The organism is Giesbergeria sinuosa (assembly GCF_042652905.1).
In the GTDB taxonomy this organism is placed as follows: domain Bacteria; phylum Pseudomonadota; class Gammaproteobacteria; order Burkholderiales; family Burkholderiaceae_C; genus Simplicispira; species Simplicispira sinuosa.
This window is the reverse complement of record NZ_JBHSHJ010000001.1, coordinates 170,230-186,659: the sequence shown is the minus strand read 5'-3', so window position 1 is coordinate 186,659 and position 16,430 is coordinate 170,230. Positions and strand designations below refer to the sequence as shown.

The following is a 16,430-nucleotide window of genomic DNA, read 5'->3' as shown; positions in this document are numbered from 1 at the left end:
AACATGGTGATTGCTTGAATTTCCTGCTGCTTTCTGTCTGGCCTTGGCGCCACCGCAGCCTGATTGCACAACTGGCCGGGCGCGAAATCCATGCCCGCTACCGCCAATCGTGGCTGGGCTTGTTGTGGATGGTGCTCACACCTTTACTGATGTTGGGCATCTATACCTTGGTGTTTCGGCACATCATGCGGGTGCGCTGGTATGGGCTGGAGGAGAGCAATCTGGCCTTTGCCCTGCGCATTTATGCTGGGCTAGCGGTATTTAACTTTTTTGCCGAGTGCGTCAACCGAGCGCCAGGCCTGGTGCTGGAGCAGCCCCATCTGGTCAAGAAGGTGGTGTTTCCACTAGAGATTTTGCCTTGGGTCAATGCCACCAGCGCGGCGGCTGGGCTGGCAGTGTCTGGCTTGTTGCTGTTGGCTTGCGCCGCCGTGCAGGGCAATGGGTTGCCCATCACCGCCTTGGCTTTGCCACTGGTGTGGCTGCCACTGCTGCCACTGGTGTTGGGGTTGGGCTGGTTGCTCAGCGGTGTGGGCACCTATGTGCGTGATGTGGGCCAGTTGCTGGGCATGGCTGTGAGCGCACTGATGTTTTTAAGCCCTATTTTCTTTCCCGTCGAGGCTTTGCCCGCATCGGTGCGCGGTTGGATGCTGCTCAACCCGCTGGCTTGGGTGATGACGGGCACCCGCGATGTGCTGCTGCAAGGCAAATGGCCCGACTGGCAGGCACTGGGGCTGCTGTGGGTGGCCTGCACACTGCTGGCCTTGCTGGGGGCAGCGTTTTTCCGCAAAGTGCGCACGGGGTTTGCTGATGTTGTCTGAACGCACCGCCCCTACGGGCGATTTAGCCATTGAGGCGCATAACCTCGGCAAACGGTTTTCGCTGTTTAACCATCCCAAAGACCGGCTCAAGCAGCTGCTGTGGGGCCGTTATAAACAATACAGCCGCGATTTTTGGGCCTTGCAAGAAGTGAGTTTTGACATCCGGCGCGGCGAGGTGGTGGGGCTGGTAGGACGCAACGGTGCTGGCAAATCAACCCTGCTGCAAATGGTCTGCGGCACCCTCACCCCCACCACAGGCACCTTGGCAGTGCGCGGGCGGGTAGCGGCGCTGCTGGAGCTAGGGGCTGGGTTTAGCCCCGACTTTAGCGGGTTGGAAAATGTCTACATGAACGCCGCCATTTTGGGCTTGAGCCGCGCCCAAGTGGATGAGCGACTCGACAGCATTTTGGCCTTTGCTGATATTGGGCAGTTTATCCACCAACCAGTTAAAACCTACTCCAGTGGCATGTTTGTGCGGCTGGCCTTTGCCGTGGCCACCAGTGTAGAGCCCGATATTCTGGTGATTGACGAAGCACTTTCGGTAGGCGATGGTGCCTTTGCGCGCAAGTCTTTCGACCGCATCATGGCGCTCAAAGAAAACGGGGCCACTATTTTGTTTTGCTCGCACGCTATGTACCACGTACAAGCGTTGTGCTCGCGGGCGCTGTGGCTCGAAGGTGGCAAGATGCGCATGTGGGACGCTGCCGCCAAAGTGACCACCGCCTACGAAACCTCTCTGGTGATGGATGCTGCACCCGCCATTGACGCACTGCCCACCACTGTCCATGCCCAGCCCCCAGAAGCGGCCACACCCGAAGCGGCCTTTGATGCCCAAGCCCAGGCCAACGGCATGGCGGTGCGCAAAGCACCCGATGGCACCGCCGTCATCACCGGTATTGAGGCCCGTGCCGACGGTGTGGCAGGACGAGAGCTGGCCATCCACTCTGCCCAAACCACTGTCGAATTGCAAATGTGGTTTGCCAGCGATCCCACTTTGCCCTGCCCATCGGCCATTGTGGCCATTGCCCATGCCAATGGCGTGGTGGTAGCCAGTGCAGGCAGCGTCAATGACAGCATAGCCCTGACCCGCGCAGAAGACGGCACAGGCAGCGCCACACTGACGCTGCCACACTTGCCCCTATTGCAAGGGGACTATCTGGTGACAGTGATTTTGGCCTGTGAACGTGGTTTGCATCCTTACGAGATTGTGGAGCGTGCCGTCACCCTGCGGGTGGTGCAGACAGGTCTGGAGCAAGGGCTGGTCACGCTGCCGCATCAATGGAGCAGCCACCCCGGCCACAGGACACCCGCATGAGCGATACCCCCTGGCGGCTGGTGAGCTTGGATGCTGCACACAGCCAGGAAATACGCACCCTGTTCCAACAGGTGTTTGGCAGCCCTATGTCTGAGGCGCTATGGCACTGGAAGTACGCCAACCAGCGCGGATTGGCCACCGGCACACGCGACCGCAATGGCCGTCTGTTGGCGCACTACGGCGGAACGGCGCGCACCCTGCTCGTCCAAGGCCAATTGCAGCAGGCCGTGCAGTTGGGCGATGTGATGGTGGCCCCCGACGCACGGGGCTTTCTGTCGCGCAACGGGCCATTTGCTGTAGCCACCCAAGGTTTTTTACAACAATACGTGGGGCCAGACCGGCCCTTTGCCTTGGGCTTTGGCTTTCCAGGAGCCCGGCATGTGCGCTTGGGAGAGAAACTCGGCCTGTATGCCGCCACCAATCAGGTAGAAGAACTTCACTGGCCCCAAGCGCCCCATCCTAGCCTGTGGTGGCGCCTTTGCTGGCAGATAGTGCCTGTAGATTGGGCTGCAACGGCCGCCACCACCCAAAGGTTGAACCAACTCTGGCAGGCTATGCAAAGCCAAACCACCGGCTTTGTCATCGGGCAACGCGATGCCCTCTGGTGGCAACACCGCTTTGCCAACCACCCTGAGGGACGTTACCGCTGCTTCTGGCTGCGCCAGCGCCTCACAGGCCGCACCATAGGTGCATTGGCCCTCAAACCCAGCACAGAGACCGGGCAAGCGTGGGAGTTGCTAGACTGGATTGCCCCAGTGCCGCAAACGGCCATCATGGTGCAAGCGGCACGGGCTATTGCGGCACAGGCAGGCAGCGCCCTGCAAAGCTGGTTGAGCAGCCCCATCGCAGACTTGCTACGCCAACAGCCCGGGTTGCAAGATGCATCCACGCAGCCTGCGTGTACGGCCTGCGTCACGATTCGCCAATGCCCCCACCTGCCCCCACTGACACCATTGCCGTGGTGGCTGACTGGCGGCGATACCGATTTTCGCTAGTCATGGGCATCCACGCCATCCACAGGCCCAGCCACCCAGCACGCCAACCCGAGGCCGATGGCCTGCGGGGCTTGGCAGCACTCAATGTGGTGATCGCGCACTTTGTGGCGGCATTTTGGCCCACGGTGCTACATGGCAACTACCCCAACAGCTTTGGCCCTGCCGCCGCCCCATCGCACTGGGACTGGTTGCTGCAACTGCCCATAGTCAACATCTGGTTCAACGGTGCCTTTGCGGTGGCGGTGTTTTTTGCTCTCTCGGGCCATGTGCTGGCCCAACCCGATGCCACGGCGCCCGGCAGCCATGTGTTTTGGCGGCGGGCCATAGCCCGCTGGCCACGCTTGGGCCTGCCCGTGGCCGCAGGGGTAGGGGGCACCTATGCACTGTGGGTAGTGGGTGCTATGCCGCACCATACGTTTGGCTTTTTACCCGACTATGCCCAATCGTTGGGCTGGACGGATGTGCTGGCCGAGGCCGCCTTTGGCGTGCTATGGCTGGGTTGGTCACACACCAATCCACCCCTGTGGAGCCTGCATTGGGAGTTTATTGGTTCAATGGCCTTGCTCGTCACATTGGCCCTCTGGGGCCGTTGGCCCCGGCTTTGGCGCGGCATCGTGCTGTTGTTCAGTGGCGCTGCCATGGCTTGGCTGGGGGGGAGCAGCACCTATTTACTGGCCTTGTTTGGTGGGGCGCTCGGTGCGCAAAGCGTACACCGTCCACATAGGGGGCGCTGGCTCGTGCTGGTTTTGGCAGTCTACTTGGGTGGCTTCCAATACGACAACCCCTGGTATGGCTGGAGCAATGCCTTGAGCAGCTATTGGGGCAACGGCTGGCAGGCCAAAGAACTGTGCAATTTGCTTGGGGCTTTGCTGTTGGTAGATGCTGTGCGCCGGGGTGTGCTGCAACGCTGGCTGTGTTGGCGGCCATTGCAATGGCTGGGGCAAATCTCTTTTGCCTTGTATCTGGTGCATTTTGCCGTGTTGATGTCTGTCGCATTGGCTTTGGGGCTGGTAGTGCGCTCGTGGGCCGGGGGTGCATGGCTGGTGCTGGTCGTCTATCTGGCGGTGTGCCTCTTGGCTGCTGCGCTGTTTGAACGCTGGGTAGATCGTCCGGCTGTGGCAGTGTCACGCCGACTGGCCAAGAGTGCAGTTCCTCGGGCCACGCGCCTGTGGCACCGGGTGCTGCTGTATGCCGACTACGAGCTGCTACTGCCCTTTCTGGCCTGCCTGCCCACCACCTGGGCATACCGTGCTGGGCGCTGGCGCAGCCGCTGGCACTATGCCACCAGCCGTGATTGGGCCGAGCTGACCATTGGTCAGCCCTATGTACGCGAACGGGCCACCCAAGTCTGCATGGCCCTGCGTGCCAATGGCTATCCCATACCCGAGCATATCCAGAGTGCTGTGCAGGAGCGATACCACACTGTGGGCCGCGAGGAGCTGGACGTATATCGATTTGACCGCCACGGTTGGCGTGGCTTCAGCACCCATCTGGAGGCACTCAAAGCCGCCCTGCAACAACGCGACCGCCAACGGGGATTGGTGGCCTTGACACTGCACTTCGACAAATCTTTGGTTGGCGTCACTGGAATAGGCCTGTGTGGCGAAACCACCCATGTGGCCGTCTCCAGCATCACCGAAGATTTGCGCATAGACTGGTCTATTCGCCAATTTTTCTTGCGCAAATACCGGGCGGCAGGAAAACTGATGTGTGGTGGGCGTTTCACCTATATCGAGTCCGGGCTGCGACAACTGCTCAAAGCCCTGCGCCGGGGCGAGGTGGTCTGTGTGGTGGCAGATGCCCCAGCCACCCCCGAAGGGGCAGGTGTCTGGGTTCCTTGGCTCGGACAGGAGCGCAAACTGCAAGAATTAGGCTTGCGACTGGCTCTTGAGACCCACAGTGACATGATGGGTGTGGCCTGCATCCACGAAGCCGATGGAAGCGCCACTTGGCACTGCACCCCTGTGCTCCCCGCCACCCAAGATGCCCATGCACGCTACCAGCAGATCATGGCTTTTCTGGAACAGTTGGTCTGCCAACAACCCAGCCGCTGGTGGGCTATGCACCAGCTCAACGATTACCCGGCACGCCCTTTACCCAATGGCTATACCACCCCACCATCCTGTTAAACAACGAGGTAGCCCGTGTCTGAACTTTTGTTTGTGAGTTGTTTGAGCAATTGGCAAGTGGCACAGGATTGCTTGTTGGCCTCGCCCTGCCTGCAACCGGGGGGGCATCCGCTGGTGATGCGCTGGAATGCCCGCTCAGCAGCCGAGGCGCTCAACAGCGTGCTCGATAGCCAGCCCCCCCAACGCTGGGCAGTCTGGCTGCACCAAGATGTACGCCTGCCTGCTGGTTGGGATCAACAGTTCATATCTGGCGTAGCGGCCGCCGAGGCACAACTGGGGCCGCTGGCTGTAGTAGGTGCCTATGGCCTGCGTGGTGTGGGTGCTCAGGCACAACGTGCAGGGCATGTACTAGACCGTGGGCAACTGCTGCACGAACCTGCCCCACTGCCATGCCTTGTGGATAGCTTGGATGAGCTGCTGTTTGCCGTGCGCACCAACTGCGGACTGCGACTAGACCCCGCACTGGGTTTTGACTTTTATGCCACCGACTTGGTGTTACAGGCCCAAGCCATGGGGCTGCAATGCGCCGTGGTAGATGCCTATTGCGAGCACTGGTCTGGCACCCCCTCCCAAGGCGAGGTGTCCGATCATTTGGTGCAACGCATCAGCACCAGTGCCCAAGCGTTTGAACAGAAGTGGATCGCTCGCCTACCCATCACCACCCCCTGCTTTGATATTGCCCAGCCGGGCGATACCCTGGCCTTTTTGGAGGCAGCTCGCCGCCTGCCACCACCTGCACAAGGACACTGAACATGACCATTGCACTGGTGATCTGCGGTGCGGGTGCCAACCCCCACAGCTCCACCGAGTTTGCCCACGGACTCTCACGCCTACAACGCCAAACTGGCCCACTGGCAGATTGGCATTGGGCACCCCACTCTGACGCCGCCAGCCTACTGAGCACCGCGCTAGCCGCAGGCCAAGGCCGCCCCGACAACGACAAAGTGCTGCTGCTGGCCCACGCACAATTGCTGATGGCCGATGGCACACTGGCGCAATTGCACGCCGGACTGCACCACGGGCTAGACATGGCCCTGAGCTTTGGCCCCCAGCATTGGCCCGCCCCCCATAGTCCCGACTATTGCACCCTGCGGGGGCTGGAGCGTTACACACAGCTCATGGCCCGACTACCCCCCGAGCCAGCACAAACACTGTCCACATTGCCCCACAACAGTCTGGCCTGCCTGACCAGCTTGGGCGCATTGCGCACTTTGCACGCACAAGGCAGCATCCGTGCCCAATGGCAACCCGGTTGCTTTACCCACGATTTTTCTACCTACCACCAAGGCCACCAAGGCCGCAGCGAAATGGTGCCTTGGGTGCCTGCACAAGCCAAGCGCGTTTTGGACGTAGGTGGGGGTGAAGGCTATTTTCTGCACGCACTGCGCCTGCAACGAGGCTGCGAAACCCATTTGGCAGAATTCTCCGTGAGCGCCTGCGATGCCGCCCGACCTTATGTAGACCATGTTTGGCCCGGAGACTTTCTGACCCAGGATTTTCTGGGATGGCCCCATCAAGGCCAACCGTCCTTTGATTGCATTACCTTTCTGGACGTGCTGGAGCACGCCCCAGACCCACAAACATGGCTGCAACGGGCCAAAACCCTGTTAGCCCCTGATGGCACCATCGTAGCCTCCATCCCCAATGTGGGGCACTGGGGGGTCATCGCCGACCTGCTAGAAGGCCGCTGGGACTACTGCCCGGTGGGCATCCACTGTGTCACCCACCTGCGCTTCTTTACCGAACAGGGCGTACAAGAACTGTTTGCCCAGTCGGGCTATGCCATTGAACAATGTGAAGCGGTTTTGGTACCTTGCCCAGCGCAATGGCAACAACACTGGGCACAAACCCCAGGCTTGCAGGTCAATACCGCCAGCTGGAACACCTATGCTTTCCTGATTCGTGCCCGCCCTGTGGCACCCTCCACAACCCCATGAACGATACCTGTGCCATTTTGGTCAACTACTTCGGTGCTGCAGAGATTGCCGCCGCTGTAGCCTCGGTGCGTGCTGACGCACCCCAACTCTCCATTGTGGTGGTGGACAACAGTGATGATGCCACCGAGCACCACCAGCTCAAGCAACTGATGCCCGAACAGGTGCGGGTATTACGCGCACCGGGCAATATCGGCTTTGGCCGCGGTTGTAATTTGGCAGCGCAAGCCACCTCTGCCCCCCACCTGTTGCTCGTCAACCCTGATGTGCGCCTGCTTTCGGGTTGTGTACAAGCCTTGCGCCAAGCACTAGACCAAGATCCTTCATTGGCCGCCGTGGCTCCACGCCAGTTCTTGGACGATGGCTGTCAATGGCTATTGCCCCCCGCCTGGCTACCCACTGCCTTGCGGGCCTGGGCCACCGAATGCGCCCAACGCAATCCCCAAGCAGCCTTGCGTCTGGCCAAGGCCGGACGCGCCGAAAACCTGCGTTACTGGAGCGCCAGCGCCCCCGTTCGACAACGGGCACTGTCCGGCGGCATCATGCTGCTGCGGCGCAGCGCCCTGCCCACCAATGAACCCCTGTTCGACCCCCGCTTCTTCATGTATTTTGAAGACTCGGACCTGTGCCTGCGGCTACGACGGCACAACGCCAAAATGGCCACAGTGCCGCAGGCCCAAGCCATTCACGCTTGGCGCAACCTGCCACACAAAGCCGTGCTGATGGCAGAAGGCGCTCGCATCTATTTCGATAAGCATTACCCCAATGATGAACGCTGGCTGCACAAATCCCGTGCGATGGGCAGCCAACCGTTGTTACATACAGTGCAGGCATGGCAACCTGGCCGCCCCACCCTGCCCGTCCCTTCCGACTGGCATACAGGCTGGGTGCTGGAACTCAGCCCCAGCCCCCAGCTCCAACCAGCCATCGGCATGGTGGGCTCGGGTGCTTGTGCCACTGTCAGCCCCCAAATACTGTCCTGCTTTGAGGGTGCCCCCGTATACGGACGGCTCGGTGGCATGACCACGCCCATCAGCGCCTGCCAGTTGTTTTGCTGGCCCGGCCACGCAGCGCATTAACCCCGATTGCAAGCAAGGTATCCGAATTGAGCTCTACGTTCAGGCTTCTGGTGTCAATTTCCGTGGCCTGTGCCGCCACTGGCGTACAGGCACAGGCCAACACCACCCCTCCTCCACCCACTAACACACCCGTGGCAGCCCCTGCGCCTTTGGTGGCCCCTTCATTGCAGGTCAACAACCCCTTTGATCCCCAACGCAAGGTCTGGCCAGACCGGGTACCACCACCGCCGCCGCCCCCACCACCACCGCCCCCCACCCCAGTCACAGACCAAGATTTACAACTCTACGGGGTGGTGATTGCGGGCCCCATCAAACGGGCTACCGTCAAAGTGGGCAAACGTTTTGCCCAACTGGCCCCAGAAGGCCGTGCCTTTGCCAATCTCAGCGAAGGCCAGCCGGTCGGAGAATTCACCTTGTCCAAGATTGAGCCCACCCATCTGGTGCTCAAGGCCCGGGGCGGGCAACAACTCGTGTATTTCACCAAAAAGACCGATCGGAGCACCACGGCAACGGCCCCAGCGTCAGCGCCTCCCGTTCAGGGTGCCAGTGCAGGGGAGGCTGCAACACCCACCACAGCGCCCCCCTCGGCCAATGCGGCCACCAGTGCAGATAACCCGGCACCTGCCACGACGACTGCCGCCAACCCTGCACCTGGCAACATCACTGTGGGCAACAACGGCAGTTCGGCCGCTACAACAGCCAACAACACGCCAGTCCCTGAAGTCAATGTTGCCAACAGTCTGGCTGCGGCTTTGGCTGCGGCCAGAAACAACGCAGCACAAAAGCCCATGCAGCCCTTTGTCAATCCATTCACTCAAAAACGCTAACCTGTCTTTTCACTCCTGCGGCGGCCCACAAAAGCACACCACACCAAGCCACGGGCCACCCGGTCATCGCACAAGCCCGAGCGCAACCGGAGCCGCCAAGGAGCCGCAGGCAACGCGGCCCCCAATGCCCGCAGTGCTTGATACAAGGCAGCCCCGGCACGAAGGCTGCGCCACATACTGCGTAGCCGCCATAACCGTTGCCCAAGTCGGCCCCAAACGCCCTCTTTGGGGGCACCAATCAAATTGCATCCGTGCTGGCGGTACAACACCCAGGGCGTAGGCAGTACACACACTGGCCCAATCGTCGATGTGGCAGCAGCCAAAATCCGATCATGGGGCAATGTGGCTGCCCACAAAACCAACTCAGCAACCCAACGCTGCAACTGCACCCGACACACATGCCCCATACACATCGTCATGCCAGGTGCTGGGGTTTCAAAAAAGTAATGGGCCACCGAGGCTTGGGGCAGTGGCATCGCTTGAAGCTTGGCGTCCAGCATTGGCAATGCTGCTGCCCCGGAACTGTGATGATCTACCAGATTCCAGACCTGCCAACCATGCACCGTCATACCATGCTCTGGCGTAGACGCCAATTGGCCCTCAAGCTTGCCCGGCAACCAAACATCATCCTGATCAGCCAAAAAATAGTACTGGCCCTCAGGTGCATCACATAGTAAAAGCTGCAAAAAGCTGGCACTAGAGCCCTGCCCCTGCAAACGGCTCCAGCACAGGTAATTGGCCGGTAGCACGGTCTGTAGCGTCTCCCAGCACACTGCACGCGAACCGTCATCGACCAACACCAATAAATCCTGCTGCGTCAATTGGGCAGAAATGCTGGCAACTTGGGCCGACAAGTATGTACTGGCCCCATAGGCCGACAACAAAACAACGGCACGAAATGGCCGACAGGATAAACACTCCACCTACACATCCATTCTCTGCGCATGCCACCATGCCCGATACATGGCCCGGAGTTGCTGCCAACGGTTTGGCCCGTAAACCACAGCCACCAACATGATGCGCCATGCCTGGCGCCAAAAATACGGCAGCCATCCTTGCGGAGCATGGGGCAGCCGTGCCAAAGCCCAACCATTGCGCAGCATGTAATAGGTACGCAGCGCCGAACGCACCTTGACTGTCCGATTCGAACGATAAAAGGCTGTTCGGGTATGGCCCAGCTCGTGCTGCAACACCGCTGCGGGTACGGCCACCACGCCATAACCTTGGGCTCGGACACGAAAACACCATTCGGTGTCTACATGGTCAATGAACCAATCCTCTCTGGCTCCGCCAGAGGTCTGCCATACAGCCACATCCAACAACATACCCGAAGTAATGGCCGCAGCTACTGGCTGGGTCTGGTGGATAGGTGTGGCTTCCAATACGCCAGAAGGATGCTCCAACAAAAAAGGCAAGGTATTGCCCGTACCCTGATCATGTATGGCGGGCACTACCGCAGCCACAGGCATCTGCCGCGCAGCGGCCTGCCATGCAGCCCACAAGATGTCCAACGTCTCTGGACGAGGGCAACTATCCTGATCAAAAGTCCAAGCGTGGGTACAACCCAATGTTGTCAATTCGGCAATACCCCGGTTGAGTGCAGCCGCAATCCCTGCATTGCCAGACATCTGCACCCATTGACGCCGTGGATGCTGCACACAGCTGACAAACCGCCGATAACAGGCATCATCATCCCATCCTCCGTTGTGCACCACAACTGTGGCAACAATGGCTGATGGCAAGGCTTGCAGCAAGCGGTGCAATGCCGTCAGATCGGGCTGATAGGTGACGACGACGGCCCCAACAACAGAGGGCGAAATAAGGGTTTTTTGCACGATGGCAGAAAAAAGGGTTCTGCATGCAGAACCCTTTTTGACATGACCAAACAATGGTCGTTTACGGTGTCGTGCTTGTCTCTGTGCTGTCGGTGGTGGTGGACGATGTTGTCGAGGTGCTCTCAACATAGTCGCGTGAATTCCAAATCACACCCACCTCACGGAAATCGCCACCTTTTTGGCTATACACCAGATAGATTTTGGCACCAATACGCTTGAACTCTGTGGCTTCAAAGCCCAAAGGAATCGTCAATTTCTTCATTTTATTGAAGATAGTGCCGTTCTGTTGGAAGCTGACAGACCCTACATCAAACGAATTTTCCAACTGCTTCCACTGGTATCCACCCTCGGCCAAAGAAGAAAGGAAAAACCATTCGTCTTGTCCAAAAAATGGAAGATCAGAGGGAATCAGTGCGGCAACCCAATAATCAACGGTAGCCTTGGCTGCTGTTTCTGCATCTGTGTGATGGACTGTTACAGCCAATTGTGCTTTACCATTTTCATCACGGCTCAACACAACATCTTCTGGATTAACCACTGCAACTGTACCTGCAGGTTGCAGGTTGACAGTGGCCGACTTGGTGCCACAAGTCACAGTCACATTGGCCACGTCTGTGACTGCATCGGCATTGACAGTAAACACCGCAGATTGGCCATTAGAAGCCTGTGTGACACCCAGCAAACTGGTGTTGTTACTGTTACAGGCAGGCAATGTAGCGCCCACTGGCTCAGGGGTTACTGTAATGGTGTTGCTGGCGGCACCAGCTTTCCAACTGCTGGCCGACAAAGCAATACCAGTCAATGTAGTAGGCACAACTACACCACCATTACCAGTGCCACCACCACTGCCGGTGCAAGTATGGTTATCTTCATCTCGGGGATTTCCCGAGGCACTCCACGTTGCACCGTTATACCAATTTTGATAACAGGTTTTCTCTACTTCAACCTGGGTATCAAAACTCATAAAACTTCCACCAGGAATGTTAAAGAAGTTTATGTAAATATAACCACCCGTACTGCTCTGATAGGAGCTACCCGTATTTGCAGTAGCCACCATCAAAACACCACTTTTCTCTGGCGAATAGAACCGCAGCTCTTGCCCATTCTGCAAGTTTTCTAATGTTTTGCGTGTATCTGTGCCACCGTTCACATCAGGAACCACATCCGTCACCAAAGAGACGGGCGGCAAGGAAAAACGTGCCGCAGCACGAGCAGGCTCGTTAACAGCATAAGTAATAATGCTGGTGCGAAATGTTTTAGCCCCTGGCGGAATAAATACCTTGATGCGCGATTGTGACAAGCCACTATGACGGGTACGAAGCGTCACGACACTGGCAGCAGAACTGAGATTAAGCGCCTCTGGACTGTAGCTTGTCTTAAAATTAGTATAAGACCCAGTACCGACCAAAGATGTGTAACTGTCTGCAGTTTGTGCCAAAGCTGCTGATGCAACGAACAGGAAAGTAAATCCAATATTTACTTTTCCAAATAATTTTTTGATATTTAAAAACATAATCTAACTCTCATTATTGATATAACATCATAATACAAAATGCCACCAAGAACCTTGGTGGCATTTTCTGTTAGAAGACTATACCCAATTAGTTGGCAGCAGGAGCATAGGTCTTGGCAGCATATTGCCATGTACCTTGCAGGCTACCACCGGTCATGTCCCAGTGGATATAGGTGGTCAGTGCGGGGGCGCCGGATTGACCGAAGTTGTTGTAGTTTGCAGTGCTACGGGTGTCAGACACATCGGTAGCGATAGCTACGTTAGCCCAACCCTTAGTGAAGCTGCTGGTGTAAACTTGACCAGCGTTGCTTTCACCAGCGCCAGCGATGAACTGGATGATGTTAACTTCGCGGGGCAGAGACACAGTCTTGTCGGGTGTGCAAGGAGAGAATGCGCAACCCACAGTGCCAACCTTGTGTTCTTCTTCGTCACGGATGTCGTAACCGACGGGCACGGCTGTACCAACGTCAGCTGCCACATTGTTGATGGCGGGGAAGAAAGGAGCGTACTGCGAACCGGCGCTCAGGTTGAACGTTTCCTTGGTGGGGAAAGTCACAGTGGCAAAGCTCATGTTGCCAGCAGACACGTTGTAAGGCACAGCGAAGTTCGAAGCCCACAGAGCGTCTTCCACTTGTTGCTTAGACGAATTGGCTGCGTTGGTAGCGAAGGTAGTCAGGCCACCAACGGTCAAGTATGCCAGGTTGTCGTAGTCAGCCAGAGCAGTCATGCCCAGAGTCAGCTTGTTGCCGTTCAGGGGGTTAGACATGGTGACGGAACCGGTCAGAACGTTGTCTGTGTCGTCGGTTTCGATGGCGGTGTTAGCCAAGCAAGCAGCCGAGTAAGCACTCAGGATGGCGCTCTTGCTCACAGTGCCGTCAGCGTTGACAGGCAAACCACGCAGCATGCGGGATTCGAAAATGTTCACGTAGCCAGCAGACACGGGCAGGGTGAACTTGGCTTCAGTGGGGCGGAAACCGGAAGTACCGGTAGCAGCTGGGCAACCGCCAGCATTGGCCACAGTGATGGAGGATGCATCAGCACTGGTCACACCGACCGAGCCATCAGCATTCTCAACCACGGAACCAGTCCACACGTCGCCGGGGCTCAGGAAGATCAAGAAGTCAAGCACTTCATCGCTACGGCCAGGAGCGTGGAACACGACCTTAGCAACAGCAGAATCAGTCACGCTGGTGTTGATCACCTTCAGTTCAGACTGCCAACCATTCTTGACCATGAACAGAGGAGCAATCAGCAAGTCGCCCTTGCCGCCTTGATTGACCTCAACCGCCGCAGCGGAGCCAGCCATGAGCATTGCACCCAGTGCCACGGCAAGAGTTTTTTTAACCATCACGTTATTCTCCTAACAGATTGAAACGAAGTACCGACACAAAGTCCGATGTCAGATAGCTAACAAGGTAACAAGTCTACACCAGAAAACAATCCAGCCGTTCCGGACCACAGATGCACGAAGCACGGACTGTCAGCGGATAGTACCCAAAGCACCTGCAAGCCACAATGGCACCAGTGCAAATGGGCGTAGAACAAGGGTTGTTAGCAGCAAACTGTCGCCTGGTTGCAACACATGCGTCAGACTTGCCTCAGTGATGTACGCCCACCAGCATGGGGTCGGTCACGACATGCAGCCAACGCCCATCATCGGTACGTGTCCATTGATCCTTACGGTATAGGGCATGTTCACGCCCTTTCTTATCTGGGTTCTGAAAACGCATCTGTAGGGTCAAGGTGGCCTGTTGATCTTGTAGCTCTACCCCCACTACTTCAATCGCCAACACGGGCCAGGCCTTGGCGTGGTAGGCCATATAGAACTCGGCACTGGGCAGGTTCTTGGTATGTTCCATGTTGAACAGCTGTTGCCAATTTTTGGCTACGTGGGTATTCCAGTAATTCTCAAAAGTTGGCAGCAACCCGGCCTGCGCCAGACTCTGGCGATGTTGCGCTGTTGCCGCACCATAGTCAATCGGTGCCACCACCACAGGGACAGACGCTACAGCGACCGGTGCTGTATGAGGCGGCATTGGGGAGTTGGTGGCACAGCCAGCCAGCAGCGCAAGGCTACCTGCCCATGAAACCAGCGAGCGGAAAACAGTGTGCATGGTAGAAAGAAAAAAGGATGAACTACAACGGCTTAGCACTGGGGTGCGGTAGCCACAGAGGCAGTGGAAGAAATCAATGGTGCAGGCCGATGAAAAAGAACCTCTGGAATATGACCACAGGCCAGCGCGCTAGGATCTGCATCTGTTGCACTCCCAGCGTTTTTCAGCAACACGTACCACGGAGCAGAGATGGTGCTGATGTGCGTCCAATCAAGCCCCTCATGGTAGCAACGCAGAGGTGTCTCCCCCTCATGCTGTGTCAACTCTAGATCAGCAGTCAGGGCATTAACCTGTGGGTGTTGGCGCACCAGTGTCATAAAACTGCGCAGAGCATGAAAGGCCAATGTAGCCCCTTCTGGCACCCAGAGTCGAAACACACCTGCCCCCAAGGGCTGACTGAAAACCTGCGTTGTGGCGGAGGTGCTCTGTATACAAACGCGTGCATCCAAACGTGCGAAGTCAGACATGGCCTGACGCACCGCCACGTTTTGTTGATCACTTTGCAACAACACCAGTTCCCAAGCAGAATAATCTTGCCGCACCAATGAGAAAAAGGTGTCAGCCAATGCGGTGGCATCTCGCGGCTCCAAAATAATGGTAGCAAACGGACGCTCCTGACTGGCTTGACCTCTAGGGGCAGACTGCTCAGAGGCCACAGAGCGCCATGCACCAGCCCAACTGCGCAAACGCTGCCATTGATCGTGCGACAAACAGGCGCGCAACCAAGCCACCGCACTGAACTGCAATCGTGCACGCCAACTGATATGAGGCCAGATGCGACGCAATACCTCGCGGGTGGTTTTAGGATAAAACTGCGCTAAATAACGCGACCGATCTTGAACTACAGTGTGTTGCTCCTGCATCCATGCAAGTTGGGTGCGCAACAAGGACAGCTCTTCTCGAGCCAAAGACAGTTGGCGCACGGCCTCCAGTCCGGTCATTGCGTCAGTGCCCGCCTGTGATGCAGGCGAGACGCCTGTGGGCAATTTAGGCGGATTGATGGCGTCGATAGACACACCGGCGGCCAATATGCGTTGCGCATGCAAAGGCAAAGCATCTAAGGCGGCCAACACCGCAGCGTCGGCTTCGCTGGTCTGTCCACGCCCCCTGCGCTCCAATGCGCTCAACAAATCACCGACTGTGGTTTGACGCAGCAACGCCTGATGGGCAGGCGCCACCCGATCCAGATACACCCCCAAAAACCAACTCAAAGACCATTGGGGATGCTGGTAGGCCTCCACGCCACTCCAGCGGATATCAAAGTCACGGAACCAGTGGCGCAGGCCGGTTTCAGTGGCGTTGTAAAAATGGTGGGGGTAGCCGTGCTCGGGTTGCAAAAAAGCGGTATCGATTTTGGCAATGCCACCGGGCTGGAGCACGCGGCGGATTTCTGCGGCGGCCCATTCTGGGAATTGCAAGTGCTCAAACACAGCCTGGCTGATGACGGCCTTGAAGGCGTTATCTCGGAACGGCAGTCGGTCAGCGGTACAAACCACATCGGTCATCGGAAAACGAAAGATGTCAATCTGAATGACATTGTCCCAACGCTGATGCTTGCCCCCTGCCCCTAAGTCCAGCACCCAACCATCGCGATGCGCCTCGATAATCTCCAATGCGGCCGGGCTATAGGGATGGCGCGACACGGGGTCGTCTGCCGATACGGTACCCACACCCGGCTCCTGCATACTCTCAGGCAACAGCACCGGCACCCCAGCACGCACCGGATAAACTGCGGCACAAGCACCACATTGCAGTGTCTGGGCTGCCATGTGGAGTGCGCCACTACAACGAGGACAAGCCAGCAGGGGCAGGATCTGCGTCAGGCGACCAGAGGGGGAAGAGGTAGGTGCAGTATCGGTCGTCATGGGGGT

The 16,430-nt window shown here is 57.8% G+C and carries 14 protein-coding genes; 8 read left to right on the top strand and 6 right to left on the bottom strand.

Annotated elements, in window-relative coordinates; genetic code table 11:
* Window positions 1-14 precede the first annotated feature (14 nt).
* From ACFO6X_RS00815 to ACFO6X_RS00780, 8 genes are read left to right on the top strand one after another with little or no spacing between them, the layout of a single operon-like run.
* On the top strand, window positions 15-818 hold the full coding sequence (locus ACFO6X_RS00815; protein WP_382429081.1) for an ABC transporter permease: 804 nt from the start codon (window positions 15-17) through the stop codon (window positions 816-818).
* The gene (locus ACFO6X_RS00810) at window positions 808-2,133 is read left to right on the top strand and encodes an ABC transporter ATP-binding protein (RefSeq protein ID WP_382429079.1); all 1,326 of its coding nucleotides are present in this window, start codon (window positions 808-810) and stop codon (window positions 2,131-2,133) included. Before ACFO6X_RS00815 ends, ACFO6X_RS00810 begins: the two co-directional genes overlap by 11 nt.
* A complete protein-coding gene (locus tag ACFO6X_RS00805; protein WP_382429077.1) occupies window positions 2,130-3,128 on the top strand; it encodes a GNAT family N-acetyltransferase in 999 nt (332 codons plus the stop codon). Before ACFO6X_RS00810 ends, ACFO6X_RS00805 begins: the two co-directional genes overlap by 4 nt.
* Window positions 3,059-5,257 (top strand): LpxL/LpxP family acyltransferase, encoded by a 2,199-nt coding sequence (locus tag ACFO6X_RS00800; RefSeq protein WP_382429075.1) that lies wholly within the window; start codon window positions 3,059-3,061, stop codon window positions 5,255-5,257. The genes ACFO6X_RS00805 and ACFO6X_RS00800 overlap by 70 nt, the downstream gene beginning before the upstream one ends.
* Before the next feature lie 15 nt (window positions 5,258-5,272).
* Complete coding sequence (locus ACFO6X_RS00795; protein WP_382429073.1) at window positions 5,273-6,007, top strand: hypothetical protein; 735 nt, start codon at window positions 5,273-5,275, stop codon at window positions 6,005-6,007.
* Between the two features lie 2 nt (window positions 6,008-6,009).
* Window positions 6,010-7,194 carry a class I SAM-dependent methyltransferase gene (locus ACFO6X_RS00790; protein ID WP_382429071.1) on the top strand — a complete coding sequence of 395 codons (1,185 nt, stop codon included), beginning with the start codon at window positions 6,010-6,012 and terminating at the stop codon, window positions 7,192-7,194.
* Window positions 7,191-8,270: a glycosyltransferase gene (locus tag ACFO6X_RS00785; RefSeq protein WP_382429069.1), complete on the top strand. Its 1,080-nt coding sequence runs from the start codon at window positions 7,191-7,193 to the stop codon at window positions 8,268-8,270. The genes ACFO6X_RS00790 and ACFO6X_RS00785 overlap by 4 nt, the downstream gene beginning before the upstream one ends.
* 50 nt (window positions 8,271-8,320) lie before the next feature.
* On the top strand, window positions 8,321-9,097 hold the full coding sequence (locus tag ACFO6X_RS00780; protein ID WP_382429067.1) for a hypothetical protein: 777 nt from the start codon (window positions 8,321-8,323) through the stop codon (window positions 9,095-9,097).
* On the opposite strand, the gene ACFO6X_RS00775 is transcribed toward ACFO6X_RS00780, so the two are convergent.
* The 6 genes from ACFO6X_RS00775 to ACFO6X_RS00750 all read right to left on the bottom strand — a co-directional run bounded on the left by ACFO6X_RS00775 (window position 9,094) and on the right by ACFO6X_RS00750 (window position 16,424).
* On the bottom strand, window positions 9,094-9,951 hold the full coding sequence (locus ACFO6X_RS00775) for a glycosyltransferase family protein (RefSeq protein ID WP_382429065.1): 858 nt from the start codon (window positions 9,949-9,951) through the stop codon (window positions 9,094-9,096). The two genes, ACFO6X_RS00780 and ACFO6X_RS00775, sit on opposite strands and share 4 nt — an antisense overlap.
* A gap of 69 nt (window positions 9,952-10,020) precedes the next feature.
* Window positions 10,021-10,932, bottom strand: coding sequence for a glycosyltransferase family 2 protein (locus ACFO6X_RS00770; RefSeq protein WP_382429063.1), 912 nt, complete (start codon window positions 10,930-10,932; stop codon window positions 10,021-10,023).
* A gap of 61 nt (window positions 10,933-10,993) precedes the next feature.
* Window positions 10,994-12,445, bottom strand: a complete 1,452-nt coding sequence (locus tag ACFO6X_RS00765; RefSeq protein ID WP_382429061.1) for a hypothetical protein — start codon at window positions 12,443-12,445, stop codon at window positions 10,994-10,996.
* Window positions 12,446-12,533: 88 nt separating this feature from the next.
* Window positions 12,534-13,793, bottom strand: a complete 1,260-nt coding sequence (locus tag ACFO6X_RS00760) for a hypothetical protein (RefSeq protein ID WP_382429059.1) — start codon at window positions 13,791-13,793, stop codon at window positions 12,534-12,536.
* Between the two features lie 250 nt (window positions 13,794-14,043).
* On the bottom strand, window positions 14,044-14,559 hold the full coding sequence (locus ACFO6X_RS00755) for a hypothetical protein (RefSeq protein ID WP_382429057.1): 516 nt from the start codon (window positions 14,557-14,559) through the stop codon (window positions 14,044-14,046).
* 32 nt (window positions 14,560-14,591) lie between these two features.
* The gene (locus ACFO6X_RS00750) at window positions 14,592-16,424 is read right to left on the bottom strand and encodes a methyltransferase domain-containing protein (protein WP_382429055.1); all 1,833 of its coding nucleotides are present in this window, start codon (window positions 16,422-16,424) and stop codon (window positions 14,592-14,594) included.
* Between the last annotated feature and the right edge of the window lie 6 nt (window positions 16,425-16,430).

What these genes read in the sequence shown, in the direction of transcription:
- ACFO6X_RS00790 (WP_382429071.1), top strand. Translation starts at nt 6,010, where the DNA reads ATGACCATTGCACTGGTGATCTGCGGTGCGGGTGCCAACCCCCACAGC.
- ACFO6X_RS00765 (WP_382429061.1), bottom strand. Translation starts at nt 12,445, where the DNA reads ATGTTTTTAAATATCAAAAAATTATTTGGAAAAGTAAATATTGGATTT.
- ACFO6X_RS00800 (WP_382429075.1), top strand. Translation starts at nt 3,059, where the DNA reads ATGCCCCCACCTGCCCCCACTGACACCATTGCCGTGGTGGCTGACTGG.
- ACFO6X_RS00805 (WP_382429077.1), top strand. Translation starts at nt 2,130, where the DNA reads ATGAGCGATACCCCCTGGCGGCTGGTGAGCTTGGATGCTGCACACAGC.
- ACFO6X_RS00760 (WP_382429059.1), bottom strand. Translation starts at nt 13,793, where the DNA reads ATGGTTAAAAAAACTCTTGCCGTGGCACTGGGTGCAATGCTCATGGCT.
- ACFO6X_RS00785 (WP_382429069.1), top strand. Translation starts at nt 7,191, where the DNA reads ATGAACGATACCTGTGCCATTTTGGTCAACTACTTCGGTGCTGCAGAG.
- ACFO6X_RS00755 (WP_382429057.1), bottom strand. Translation starts at nt 14,559, where the DNA reads ATGCACACTGTTTTCCGCTCGCTGGTTTCATGGGCAGGTAGCCTTGCG.
- ACFO6X_RS00750 (WP_382429055.1), bottom strand. Translation starts at nt 16,424, where the DNA reads ATGACGACCGATACTGCACCTACCTCTTCCCCCTCTGGTCGCCTGACG.
- ACFO6X_RS00810 (WP_382429079.1), top strand. Translation starts at nt 808, where the DNA reads ATGTTGTCTGAACGCACCGCCCCTACGGGCGATTTAGCCATTGAGGCG.